Source organism: Paenibacillus cineris, assembly GCF_018333335.1.
GTDB classification, from domain to species: Bacteria; Bacillota; Bacilli; order Paenibacillales; family Paenibacillaceae; genus Paenibacillus_AQ; species Paenibacillus_AQ favisporus.
In genome coordinates, this window is the sequence record NZ_BORU01000003.1 from 103,746 (window position 1) to 116,968 (window position 13,223).

9 protein-coding genes are annotated in these 13,223 nt (G+C 57.3%); 1 reads left to right on the forward strand and 8 read right to left on the reverse strand.

Annotation, left to right across the window (positions count from 1 at the left end; all coding sequences use genetic code 11):
• Nucleotides 1-128: 128 nt before the first annotated feature.
• Entirely contained in the window at nucleotides 129-2,468 is a 2,340-nt protein-coding gene (locus KI379_RS24705) for a glycoside hydrolase family 95 protein (RefSeq protein ID WP_212985214.1), read from the reverse strand.
• 199 nt (nucleotides 2,469-2,667) lie between these two features.
• Between KI379_RS24705 and KI379_RS24710 the strand changes: the two genes are divergently transcribed.
• Nucleotides 2,668-3,534, forward strand: a complete 867-nt coding sequence (locus tag KI379_RS24710; RefSeq protein ID WP_212985215.1) for a helix-turn-helix domain-containing protein — start codon at nucleotides 2,668-2,670, stop codon at nucleotides 3,532-3,534.
• 86 nt (nucleotides 3,535-3,620) lie between these two features.
• On the opposite strand, the gene KI379_RS24715 is transcribed toward KI379_RS24710, so the two are convergent.
• The 7 genes from KI379_RS24715 to KI379_RS24745 form a co-directional block, all read right to left on the reverse strand.
• Entirely contained in the window at nucleotides 3,621-4,448 is an 828-nt protein-coding gene (locus KI379_RS24715) for an aldo/keto reductase (RefSeq protein WP_212985216.1), read from the reverse strand.
• A gap of 96 nt (nucleotides 4,449-4,544) precedes the next feature.
• Nucleotides 4,545-7,148 carry a carbohydrate-binding protein gene (locus tag KI379_RS24720; protein ID WP_212985217.1) on the reverse strand — a complete coding sequence of 868 codons (2,604 nt, stop codon included), beginning with the start codon at nucleotides 7,146-7,148 and terminating at the stop codon, nucleotides 4,545-4,547.
• Nucleotides 7,149-7,179: 31 nt separating this feature from the next.
• Nucleotides 7,180-9,240 carry an alpha-galactosidase gene (locus KI379_RS24725; protein ID WP_212985218.1) on the reverse strand — a complete coding sequence of 687 codons (2,061 nt, stop codon included), beginning with the start codon at nucleotides 9,238-9,240 and terminating at the stop codon, nucleotides 7,180-7,182.
• Nucleotides 9,241-10,074: 834 nt separating this feature from the next.
• On the reverse strand, nucleotides 10,075-10,746 hold the full coding sequence (locus KI379_RS24730) for a ThuA domain-containing protein (protein WP_212985219.1): 672 nt from the start codon (nucleotides 10,744-10,746) through the stop codon (nucleotides 10,075-10,077).
• Nucleotides 10,747-10,800: 54 nt separating this feature from the next.
• Complete coding sequence (locus tag KI379_RS24735) at nucleotides 10,801-11,502, reverse strand: SDR family oxidoreductase (protein ID WP_212985220.1); 702 nt, start codon at nucleotides 11,500-11,502, stop codon at nucleotides 10,801-10,803.
• A gap of 29 nt (nucleotides 11,503-11,531) precedes the next feature.
• Nucleotides 11,532-11,984, reverse strand: a complete 453-nt coding sequence (locus tag KI379_RS24740; RefSeq protein WP_212985221.1) for a VOC family protein — start codon at nucleotides 11,982-11,984, stop codon at nucleotides 11,532-11,534.
• Nucleotides 11,985-12,115: 131 nt separating this feature from the next.
• On the reverse strand, nucleotides 12,116-13,153 hold the full coding sequence (locus tag KI379_RS24745; RefSeq protein WP_212985222.1) for a LacI family DNA-binding transcriptional regulator: 1,038 nt from the start codon (nucleotides 13,151-13,153) through the stop codon (nucleotides 12,116-12,118).
• Nucleotides 13,154-13,223: the final 70 nt, after the last annotated feature.

Genomic DNA, 13,223 nt, shown 5'->3' on the forward strand with positions numbered 1-13,223 from the left:
GCGGTTAGAATGCAGCATCACCGGGACTGAGGAGGCCGTAAATCATGATTTGTATATAGAAAAGGCAACCGCAGCCCGAACGGCTGCAATTGCCTTTATGCCTAAAGTTCACCGAAGCTCGGCGCGGCTCAGCTTGTTCGTCCGGCAGCCGTATTCGCGGCGAGCGCTCCGTCCAGCGTATGCACCTCGCCGGCGGTTAAATTCAGCGTCACGCTCCGATCCCCGCAATATACCTGAACGGTTCCACCCGACAAGGCCTGTATCCGGGCGTGGACAAGCTTGCCATGCTTCCATGTCAAGTCCACTTCCATGTTTCCTTTGGCCCGAAGCCCACGAACTTCCCCGTCCGGCCAGCTGTCCGGCAGCGCCGGCAGCAGATGAATTTCCCCAGCATGGCTCTGCAGCAACATCTCCGCGATCGCGGCCGTCCCGCCGAAGTTGCCGTCGATTACGAAAATATTCGTCTCCGCCCCGGCGATCCCCGACTTGGAGTAGGTCAGCATGTTGTCCAGGCACAGCTCGCCGATCAAATGGGCGATGTGATGCTCAGCCCGGTCCGCGTCGTGCAGTCTGGCGAAGAAGAGACCGAATAAGGCGGCGGTAAATTCCACGTCCTCAAGGTCGATGCGCTCCATGCGGTTTTGCAGTGTTACCCGCGCCGCCTCGGCCAATGCCGGCGTATGATGCGGCGTAATCTGGCTGCCGGGATACAGGGCAAACAGATGGGCCAAATGGCGGTGCTCCGGCTGCGCTTCGCCGTAGTCCTTCAGCCACTCCTGCAGCTGGCCGCGCCGGCCGACCTGCAATGGAGGCAGCAGTGAGATGGCGTGCTCCCACTTCCGCTGCAGCTCGGCGTCCACGTCCAGTTTTCGGGCTGCATTCAGGCAGAACGTGAAGAGATCCCGCACCAATACCTGGTCCATCGTCGGACCCATGGAGAGCTGCTGCGCTCCTTCCTCCGGAGACCCGGGATAGAAGCTGTTCTCCGGCGAGTTGGAAGGCCCGGTCACCAGCCAGCCGAATTCCGGATGCACGGTCATGTAGTCCAGGAAAAAGGCCGCGGCTGCTTTGAGCACCGGGTACGCCTCTTCCGCCAAGAACTTGTCGTTAATGCCGTATTCGTAGTGCTCCATCATATGGGTCGCAAGCCAGAGGCCGCCCGTCACGTTCAGGCCCCACGACGTCTCCCATCCGGGCGAACAGAAGCCCCAGACGTTGGAGAACACGTGGGCCACCCAGCCTTCTGCGCCGTAATACTGCCGCGCGGCCGACCGGCCGGCCTGGGCCAGCTTCCGGACGTAGCGCATCAGCGGCTCGTGGGAATCGCCAAGATTGGCAATTTCCGCCGGAAAATAGTTCATCTGCGTGTTAATGTCCAGATGATAGTCGCAGCTCCAGCCCATCCGGCACGCTTCACCGTCATTCCAGATGCCCTGCAGGTGCAGCGGCAGCGGTGAGTCTTGGCGTGATCCGGCGATCATCAGATAGCGGCCGTACTGGAAGAAGAGCGCGAACAGCGCCGGATCATCCGTCTGGCCCGCGCGGAATCGGCGCATCCGCTCATCGGTCGGCAGGCCGGCCGCCGCTGACGTGCCGAGATCCAGCCGCACCCGCTCCAGCAGCGGCCGGTAATCGGCGGCATGGTCCGCCTTGAGCCGGTCATAGCCTTTGCCCAGCGCCTGCTCCAGCTGGCGGAAGCCCGCTTCCTTCCATGCATAGTCCTGCTGGCGGTAATCCGTGTGCACTGCGGTGTATACCCACACTTCTTCCGCCTGCTCCACCCGGATCGTTCCGGACGAGGCCAGCACGCTGCCACCGCGGGCCTGGACACGTACCGCTCCGCTGCAGGACACCCCGCATGTTCCGTCGCTGTGCACGGTTTCGACCGCTTTGCCGGTAAAGGCCAGCATGTCCGGCTCCCGGGCTTCGCTGCCGAACTCTTCCGTGCGGCCCTCGAGCCGGAGCGTGAACGTTAGCCCCGCCGGGTCCTCGGTCCACAGCCGGGACACCATCAGATCGTCCGCATGGGAAATGAACGTCTCCCGTTCAAACCGGTATCCGTTCATTGTACCGGCGGAGCGCGCCTCGGCCTGCTGCAAATCCAGCTCCCGGCGCATTTCCGCTCCCCCTTCCGAGGCTGCCGCAGGCCACTCCAGGATGATGTCGCACAGGCTCAAATTCGTGCCGAAGTTGCGCTTAGGCGGCTGCAAATGCTCCTTCGCCAGCTTGTCGCCAGCGGCATAATCACCCGCAAAAAAGCGCTCACGCATCCGCTCCAGATCCTGCTTCGTATTGGAGCGGCCGTGGCAGGGCTCCGCTTGTCCCGACCAATATGTGACCTCGGTCAGGCTCCAAACTTCCTTGTACGGAGCCGATGTAATCACGCCGCCCATTCTGCCGTTTCCGAGCGGCAGCCCCTGTGCCCAGCTTGCCGCAGGGCCTTCGTACCAGAGCTTCAAGTCATTCATCCGATATCCTCCACCATAATTTATTTGCGAATTCATCCGCTTTTCTTACTGAATTCTATTCCGGTACCGTTGATTTTATCGTATCATTTTGATGTATAATCCGTCTTTGTTAACGCATCCATTGATTTATCAATTCATCCGCCAATCTATCGTTTTGAATCAGCAGACATACACCTTCTAAATGCGGGGGAGACATGATATGAACAAAAGCTTATCCGAGATAACTCCATTCGTAGGCGACTCCATGAGTTATCTGTACGACGGCAGCAGCAACGAGCATCTGCGCGCAGGCAGCGTGTATGCCCTCCACTTGTTTAATGAAGGCCCTGGAGAAATGGAGGTCGAAGGGGTCAAATATCCGATCGAGCGGGGAACGCTCATTTTTTTGCGCCCGGGCCAGCCGCATGCTTTTCACATCCGCCCGTCCCAGCCGCTGCCTTCGTATAATCTGTATTTCGATTTATGGGATGACGCCAACCCGCTCTCTCCGAGCCGGTCTTTCATCCATGCGCCCGAGCCTTTCGTTTTTGACCGATTGTCTGTTCAGCAGCCCTGCGATGAACTGGACCGGCTTCCGAGCGTCTTCTCCCTGCGCGCCCATCCCCATTTGTATGATGGAATCGCCATGATCGCCAGGATGTACAGCGAATCCAAGTTTTACCGCAGCGAAACGGTGAACAGCTTTCTGTACGGCTGGATGCTGTCCTGGCACAACGCCGTGAACGTGCAGCATCCGAGCGATTACCGCATCGTCCGCCTGCTGGAGTATTTGAACAGCCGTCCGGAGCATGGACAGTCGGTGGAAGCCTGGTCTCGGTTCTGCGGTCTGAAACGCACCTATTTCCATGAACTGTTTCTGCGCGAAACGGGGATGACCCCGAAGGCCTACCATCATCAGCTCGTGATGAAGCGGGCGGCCCATATGCTGGTCGAAACCGACCTTAGCATTACGGCGATTGCGGAAAAGCTGGGGTACCCGTCCATCCACCCGTTTTCCCGGCACTTCAGCAGCTTTCACGGCACGACTCCCAGCCAGTACCGGCTGAATCCGCTGCACCGGATATGAATCCAGGGAACAATAAAAAATCGCGCATCCGCTTGTCAGCCGGAATACGCGATTGGGTTGGTCATACTTGCTCTGATAGATGCCGCTTAGAAATTAAAATTATCCGGGTCCCCGCCGGTCCGTTGATTCCGGTTCAACCCGTCGATCTGCTGCATTTCGTCCGCCGTCAATTCGAAGTCGAACACATCGGCATTTTCGATGATCCGGTGCTCCTTGACCGATTTCGGAATCGTCACGATCTCGTGCTGAAGATCCCAGCGGATGATGACCTGCGCGGTGGATTTACCATATTTGGCGCCGATGCCTGCCAGCACTTCATTGTCCAGCAGCTGGCCCGCAGCCAGCGGCGACCAGGCTTCAATCTGAATGCCCTGCGATTTGCAGTAGCTGCGCAGTTCCGTTTGGGAGAGCAGCGGGTGCAGCTCCACCTGATTGACGGCCGGTTTCACCTCGGCATCCTGCATCAGATCTTCCAAATGATGAACGTGGAAGTTGGATACGCCGATCGTACGGACCCTGCCGTCCTTTTGCAGCTTTTCCAGCGCACGCCATGTATCCTTGTATTTGCCTTTGACCGGCCAGTGAATCAAGTAAAGATCCACATAGTCCAGGCCTAGCTTGCTTATACTTTGTTCAAACGCCTTCAGGGTAGAGTCATAACCATGATCCGAATTCCAAACTTTGGTGGTAATGAACAGCTCCTCACGCGGAACGCCGGATTCCCGGACCGCCTTGCCGACACCTTCTTCGTTACCGTACAGCGCAGCCGTGTCAATACTGCGGTAGCCGTGCGCAATGGCCGCTTTCACCGCGCCAACGACCTCATTGCCTTCCTGTGCCTTGTAGACGCCCAGCCCGAGCCATGGCATGGCATATCCGCTGGACAAGGTTGTGGTGGACTGCAGATTGTTCATGAGTAAGACGCCTCCTTCGAATCAGGTAAATGTCGTGGATGACTGAAAACCACCCATCCTGTCCCACGATAAACCAGCCTATGGGCAAAGTCAAATTCAAGGACTAATTTGGTACAGCTTGGATTCGGCGCTTTTCAGCGTAACGTCCAGCGTTGCACCTGCCGTTACCTTTTCCCCGGTCCACAAATCGGTCACTTGAACGGAAGCCCCCGCTTGGACAGGAATGCCGGCACGCTTCAGGTCGATCTGACGCTGCTCCGGATTTTGCGTGTAATTGAACACGGCCAAGTAATACGTGCCTTGGTCTTCAAGCACAAACAGGTCCGCTGCTTTCGTTCCGGTATTTCCTTCCACCGGCTTAAATGCTTTGCCCTTCACCGCCAGCGCGTTCACTTCCGGGTTGGTGAGCAGGCTCTCCATGTATTGGCGCGCCGCCGGGTCGTTCACATCGTCGGAGTTCAGGAAGACCGTACCCGAAATGGCCGCCGCATTGACATGGGTCTGCGCTCCTTCATACGAGCCGCCCTTCACCAGCGTCATATAGTCCGGGTCGGTGTAATGATAAATCGTCCCGTTCTGCCACCAGCCGTAAGTCAAGTTGTTCAGCTGGTATTCCGTGCTGCCCAGGCTGCCGTCCACGTCGCAGGAAATGCGGCGGCTGTGCGCATATTGGCTCGGGAACAGCGGAGCGATCGATTCGCTGATGAACATCGTGCCGCCGATGGCCTGATCGAGGTAAGCCATTCCCTGATTGTACGCCTGAATGCCGGTTTGCACTTTCGAATCGTAATGCCGGCCTTCCAAAGAGCCATGGGACAGGAAGTCTACCTTAATATACTCAAAACCTTCCTTTTTGAAACGGTTCATATAGTAGTCGATCCGGGCTTTCACGGCCGGATGGGTCGGGTCCACGGCATAAGCGCCGTCCAGCTTCGGCAGAACGCTGCCGGATGCATCTCTCAGCACGATATCCCCGTACTTGTACTTGCCGTCCGTCCCTTCGACCACCTGGTCCATGTTGTCCCCCCAATAAACGAACGGGGAGTAGTAGATGCCCGCCTTCTGTCCGTTGCCGTGAATCAGCTTCACGAGATCGGTCAGCTGCTGGTCGGTCATGTTATCCCAATACGAATCGAGGTTAATATACACGTTCCCGTTGTTCTCGAAAGAGTTGTTCTGCAGATGCTCCTTCACATAATTGGAGACGGCTGCCGCGTTGTCGTAGCTGAGATGATCGGCATAAGCGCCCCAGCTGTTCCAGCCGACCGGTACGCCTTCAGGGATGTTTTGGCCAAAAGCAAGCGGCGGCGCAATCGCGGCATTCACCTGGCCGTAACCCTCCATGCCTTTGCGGTAGTCGTCGTACAAACCGATGAACACCTTCGGCGAAGTCACGCTCTTTCCGGACACGCTTCCGTGCGGAAGGCTGTCATGCGTGGAAGCCTGGGAAGTAAAGCCCCCGTACACGCGCAGCTCGTTCAGCTTATTGTCTGTGCCGCTCCAGTGGATTCCGGTTTTCCATGTGTCATGCGTAACGGAACCGACCACCAGACCTTTTCGGCTTGTATTGTCATAAATGGCTGTTAGTTCGGAACTGACATAGTTATCCGTATTTAAGCGAGTATTGATACTTTTCGCCTGATACCGGGACCAGCTGTCGTTATCAAAAGGCGTCACGAGCACCCGGTTGTCGCCGTAGCTGCCGATATCGATTCCGCCCCGGGCCTCCACAGCCAGCGGCGTAATTTGGTTCGTCGTCAGCCCGGCGGCTTGGGAAGCCGTAACTTCCGCCAACACGTACGGTCCATTGTTATAAATGTAAAAGACCTGGCTCAGATCCGGCAGTCCTTTTTGCTCGCTGCGGACCGTAACCTTGATGCCTTCGCCCGTGGCGTCACGGAAGGGAGTCACACCGTTCTTGGCTTTAAACGTATGCTTGCCGTAATCCTTGCTCGCCACGGTTTTGTCGAGCTGGATTTCGCTATAGGCACCCTTGATCACCGGCTTATGGTTCCAGTTGTACTGGGACAGGCCGGTTGAAGTGTTGTACAGCAGTTCATACGACGGATTGGCTACACTAAATCCGCGCTGATACTCAGTCAGCGTAATGGGGCCGTACTTCGTGACATAGAGCTGTTTGCCCAGTTCGCCAATGCTGCCGTCATGGTCCGGCACGCCGTCGCCGGCCGATGCCAGCCGCAGCTCGATCAGGTCGATATCCGGCGAGTATCCGCCGCCGTCGTCGAAGAGGATCGTATTGCTGCCCTGCTTCAAGTCGATCTGGATATCGTAGGTGCCGACCGTATTCCAGTCCGCCGTTTTGGGAAAGTTGAAATTTTCCCCTTCCGCCCCGTTGACCGAAATGACGGCGGCGCGGGGGTCGCCGGAAATGTAGTGCACCGTCATCGTATAGACGCCGGCCTGATCCGCGGTGACGCCGTTAAACTGCAGGGTGGAGCCGCCGTACAGGTTGCCGGCTTTTTTGCCGCCCGAGCAGGTTCCGCAGTCCGCAGGACCCGCATTACCCGTAAACGTGTTCGCGCCAGCTTCCGCCTCGTACGAAGCTGCTGCTGCATTGACTCCCGTTCCGGCAGCCGTTTCAGAAGTTGCGGCCCAGGAAGCCCCGGGCCAGGACAGGGCCAGCAGCCCCGCCCATACCATCAGCAATATTTTCGGGATAAACCGGGTTCGTGTACTCATCGGCAATCCTCAATCCTCCTTGAAATTTGAATTAGGGTTGGATGCATAACTTTAAAATGGTGGACGCCGCCGGTTCAAGACTTAAGCAGACTTCCCCGCTGGCCTCAATCTCGGTCCCTTCCCACAGGTCGGTTACGCGGTAAGCTGCGAGCGGGTCGAGTCCCAAGCGGTCCAGAGGGACTGTCTTGTCCGCCGCCTGTTTGCCGTCGAAGTTGAATACAGCCAGGTAGACCGTCCCCTCCTCGTCCGGATCAGCCAGCATAAAGACGTCCGCCGCACGGCCGCCCTGGGCGCTTTCCACCGGAACGAACGTTGTGCCCTTCCGTGCAAGCCCCATGATGCTGCCGTTCCGCAGCCAAGCCTTGGCGCGGGAGGCTGCTTCTTCCTGCCTGAAATCGTCTCCGAGCAGCAGCACCGTCCCCGCGATCACGGATGCCGACAGCCGGCTCCGCCCCTCATGGCGTGTGGTGGCCTCCTGGTTAAAGCTCTTGTACAGCACGGAGTGGTCGGGGTCGTTGAACCGGTACAGCGTATTGTTCATCCACCAGCCGTAAGTAAGCGAATTGAGCAGGTACTCGGTATCCCCGATCATGCCGAACACGTCGCAGGAAATTCTCCGGCTGTGTGCAAAGGCATACGGGAACAGCGGCGCGATCGACAGGTTGATGAAGATCGGCTTTCCGGCGGCTTCCGGAGACAGCTTTTTCGCCAAATAAGACAGCCCATAATGATAGGCAGCAATACCTGTCGTGATTTCAGGGCGGTAATGCTGCCCCTCCAGCGCACCGTGCGCCATAAAATCGAGCTTGATGTACTCGAAGCCCTCCCGGATGATTTTGTCCGTAAACCAATCGATGCGCTTCAGCGCCCCCGGATGGGTCGGATCGATCGCCAGGCCGCCGGCGATGTCCGGCAGGATTTCGCCTTCAGCGTCCCGCAGCAAAATGTCGCTGTACGTGAACTCGCCATCCGTTCCCTCCACGGGCTTGTCGAATTGGGACGGACTGCCCCAGAAGGCAAACGGCGTCCAGTACGTCCCCGGCTTATGGCCGTTTTGCCGCACCCGGTTCAGCGCATCCTCCATCTCTTCATCCGTCAGACGGTCCCAGAACGCGTCGAAGTTGATGTACAGCGTGTCGTTATTTTGAAAACCATCCGCCTGGACTTCGCGCTTCAAAAAATCACTCGTCGATGTGTACAGATCGTAATCCAGCGTACTCATGGCGGCAGACCAGCTGTTCCAGCCAACGGGGACCCCGCCTTCCCATGGAAGCGCCGGCGACAGGGCAGCATTAGCCCGTCCGTAAGCCTCCAGGCCGCGGCGGTAATCGTCGTACCCGCCGACGAATACGACCGGCGACGCCACGCGCGTCCCATGGACGTAACCGTGCGGCTGAAAATCCCGGGTCATTTCCCCGGCAGCGCCGGCGTACAGCTCCAGCTCATCCAGTGTTCCCGGGTGTTCGCCCTGGATTTTGATGCCGGTTTTCCAGACGTCATGACTCAGTGAACCGGCAACGATCCCTTGCCGGCTGTGCGGCCGGAACAAGGCCGTAACCTCGTAGCTCTCGGTGCGCAGCGGCGCCGTCTGTGTCTCATAGCGCACCCACTTGTCGTTGTCGTAGGGAACGCGGAGCACCGTAAGCTCGTCTTCCTTGTCCATGGTCGGCCCAAAGGACAGCTGCCCGCACCGCAGCACCGTCATCCGGTTCAGCCGGATGCGCGTCTTATGGACGGCCACCAGCTGCGTTAGGTAAAACGGCGCACCTTCATAAATCCAGAAATGCTGCTCCAGCGTCGGGAGCATGTCGGATTCATGCACCAGCGTTAAGTGAACGCCGGACCCGAAGGCATCCTCGATGCTCTCCGGCTCCCCACTCATGCTGTGGCGGTCGTAGCTGCCCGTATGGTATTCGCGCCCGTTCCACCGGATAGCGCTGCGGATTTCTTTCCAGTCCCACAGCGTGCCGCCGGCAGCGCTGTAATGGCCCTGTTCCAGGTCGATCTCCAGCGTCATCCGATCCGTGGATACGCGGATCAGGGAGCCGGTTTGCCGGACCTGGACCGCGTCCGTTTGGCTGTTAGTGATCATTCGCCTCATTTTCCTCCTGTCTCTGCAAGTCTCTGGCTGCACGGGCAAAAGTCAGGAATGCTTGGCATTCGCTTCCGCCCCAGCCGTATGACTTCATTATAGAAAGCGCTTTATCGGCTTGCTATAGAGCGATCTACCGATTGATAGCGGGAATTAACGCTTCTGGATGATGGGCGGGCTGTTAAAATGCGGCATGGGGGTGGCCGATATTGAACGTTGTGCTGCGATGGACGCTCCGTGTACGAAACATTCCTCCGATCGCTGTTGCCCCCGAATTTTCGCGGATTAGATAGAAGGATAAAATTCGGGGACAGCCTGGGCTTCCGAAGTGAGCTTTCCTGCGGAAAGCTTTCAGGCGACCGCTCCGCTTCTCCGGAATTGTTTCGTCCCCTCCGCTGCGTTGTGCTGGGAGGGCATACGGTGCGGGGCTAAACGATCGAAATACCTGGATCCGATATCAAAAACACCAACAGACATAGCAGCTATTAACCATGCTCCTATAGCGCATTGCATCGCTCGCAAACCTCGCCATACCAATCGATTGTCAAGCAAAAAAGGCAGACGCATCCGCCTGCCTTTCCTGAATTCATTCCATCTGCTTATTCATCTTGCTTGACCTCATCATCTTTGTCAGATTCCTCTTGCATGTGAATCCTCAACCACTCAGGTATCCACGCCTCTTCCGGCCTTGATCCCTGACAATACAGGCCCAAACTTACGCCTTATTCCCTGCCTCTTCTGCATTTCACACCCCAGTGTCCGGCAGCATGACAATCCCTATAAACCTTTATCCATGCAAACTCCAAGCCTGCTCCTCATAAGCGACTTCCTTACTTACGCATCCACCGGCTCGAGTTCTAGGCTCCATGCAATCACCCGCTGCATCAGCCGGATGAACCCTTCGTTCAGCAATCCCTCAGGCAGATGTGCCGGCGTCACGCAGGCTACCCGTCCCTCGCCGTAAGGATGCAGCCAGCCGGCAATGGATTCGCCGTCCCGCGAAGAGGACCGCAGGAACACCTCGGTCTCCTGCTCGGAGCAGGCGACAAAGTAATGTTCATCCTTGAACCGGAACGTACAGTCCAGCTCGCCTAAGGCTGATCCGCCGACCGGTGTATAAGTCACGTTACTGTGCTCTTTCGGATGGGATAAAAAATATCCCCGCATCATGTTCACATACGCGCCGTCCTCGGGATACGACGCCAGCCCGGAATGCCATGCCAGCCAGGCACCGCCGTCACTTACGTAAGCTTCGATCTGCCGGTCGATGTCCTCCGTCATCCAGGCTGCCTCCGGGTCCCTTTGCGGCTCCAGGCGGTTCTCCGCAAATAAAATAACGAGGTCCGGCTTCTGCCCGAGCTGCCCGGCGGCGAGATCGGAAACTTCCTTGTACAGCAGCCCAGTTTGTCCATTCACCAAGAAGGGCTCCAAAACTTGTTCAAGTGACTTTTTCGCCGGCTCGGCTTCATGATAAAAGTCGCCGACAACCGCCCAAATCGTTTTCATGTAGCATCCTCCTTATTGATCGAATGCAATACGGTGGTCCAAAGATCGCGACCGTTAAAAGGGCATCGCTTCCCCGCGATGATTCACCATCCAGGCATTCGGGTCAGGAATGACGGTTCGTTCCACGATGCGCAGCAAGCCCTGCGCGGTATCCGCCGGGTCGCCCGGCGCTTGGTCGCCGCCCATTGGGGTCCGGATCCAGCCGGGGTGCACCGCATAAATCGCAAAATTCTGAGGAGTCAGCTCCTTGCGGAGCTGCGCGGTAAAGTAGTTCAGCCCGCTTTTGGATATCGCGTAGGGATAATCCCCGCCGTAGGCCCCGGTAAAGCTTCCGGCCTCCGAGCTGATGTTGATGATGCACGGCTGGGCGCTCCTGCGCAGCAGCGGAAGGAAATGCTTCACGGCCTTCATCGGTCCGTACAGGTTCGCCAGCATGGATCGTTCCATATCGGCAAAATCCAGCTCCTCCAGCTTATGCTCGCGGCCGATCAGCACGCCTGCGTTGTTAATCAAGGCATCGAGCACATCCGTATGCTCCAGCACGGCCGATTTGGCGTTTTTCACGCTCTCTTCGTCAGTGACATCCATTGCGATCAGCGTAAGCCGGTCCGGATGGACTGCACGCAGCGCACGAAGCGGCTCGGTATGCCGCTCCATATCCCGCACGCCTGCAAACACGGTATGCCCAAGCGCAAGCGCCGCTTTGACCGTTTCAAAGCCAAGCCCCCGGGCTGATCCCGTAATCAAAATATTCATAACTTTAGCACCTCGCCCTGCTTATCGGATTAATCGTTTTCCAGCAGCTCGATCAGAACTTTCAGCTCGTTGCTGCTGTCGATGTATGCGTAGCGCCCGCCGGTGTATTCGCCTTTTTGAATCAGCGGCATATGGCGGCCTTCCAGAACGGCGATCTTGTCCTTCATTCCTTGAATCCCAAACGCAATATGATGCACGCCTTCACCGCGCTCATCCAAAAATTCGCGCCAGGTCGACGGATGCTCATCCGGCTCGATCAGCTCGATCTGCAGCTGCCCGCAGTCAAAAAAGGCCAGCTTCGCACGCGCCTCCGAAGGCTGCCCGTTAAACTCCGTCTGGGCGACATCCACGGTGTCGGTCCAGGACCATTTCGGCCGCTCCACCCCCAGAAAATCCGCATAGCTCTGCGAAACGGTATCGATGTCTTTCACGACAATCCCGATTTGTGTAACCAGCTTGGTTCCTAATGCGCCTGCCGTCATATAAAAATCCTCCTTAACAGTGCTGAATTGGAAAAGCATTTTTCACTTCGAACCCCAAGCAGTCAATAGATTCCCTCTTCTGTTCCCGCCAAACACCAAATCCTACGCACATTTCATCCTTACTGTTTACATCACACTTTCCGGCACGAGTCCCGGATGACCAGCTCCGCGGTCCCTACGTATTTTTTGAACATCTGTGTCTCGTCCTCAACGGTCTCGATGACCTGCCGCGTCAGCATGTCGATCATTTCGGAAAAGTTCACGCGTATGGTGGTTAGCGCCGGCTGTATGCGGGAGCTTAAGAGATGATCGTCAAACCCCATCAGGGAGATGTCATCGGGTACCCGCAATCCAGCCTCGTTCAAGGCCCGAAGCGCCCCGAATGCCACGCTGTCGTTGCAGGCGAAGATGGCTGTCGGCAGGTCTGAGATGCTTTGAAGCCAGCGCGCGGTCGACTGGTATCCGCTTCGTTCGGAGAAATCCGATGGCAGGACCCAGTCCGGGTTCACCTTTAGGGCGTGAGCCGCCATTGCATCCTGAAAAGCCTCCATTCTCTCGGGACCGGAGCAGCGAAGCGGATCCCCTGCAATGAACGCAATGTTCCGGTGTCCCAGGCCTACCAGGTAATCGACTCCCTGCTTCATGCCCAGCTTGTTGTCAAAATTGCAGATCACCCGGTTCGGCTCTATCCGCCCCTCCAGATGCTGGTCCACGATTCCCGCCACAAATCCTTTGGCAATGAGCTCCTCGATAAACGGCTCATGATTCGCCGCGCCGATAAATATGCCGCCGTCAATCCGCCGCTGATAAAACGTATCCTTCACCTTGCGGACAGTCTCCGTGTCCCCTGTGCTCCGGATAATGTGGGTCAGGACGTAGTAGCCGCGACTGGACGCGCTCTCGATCACATCGCCGATCAGCGCGTGGGTCAGCGTGTCGTGAATCGCCTCCGGCGAAATCAGGAACAGACCAATGGTAAGCGTTTTCATACCGGTCATGATGCGTGCCGAGAAATTAGGAGAATAGCCGTACCTCTCGATGACCTGCATGACCTTTTCCCGCGTAGCCTGCGGCACGTTTGGGTAATTGTTGATCACCCGGCTGACGGTGCTTCGCGAGACACCTGCGATTCTGGCGATTTCGATGCTGTTGATGTCGTTCTTCCTCATCCTGCACACTCCAAATTCATTAACACGTGTTCACAAAAGGCGGCGCAGCTGCAGTATCCGTGAGCTCCGC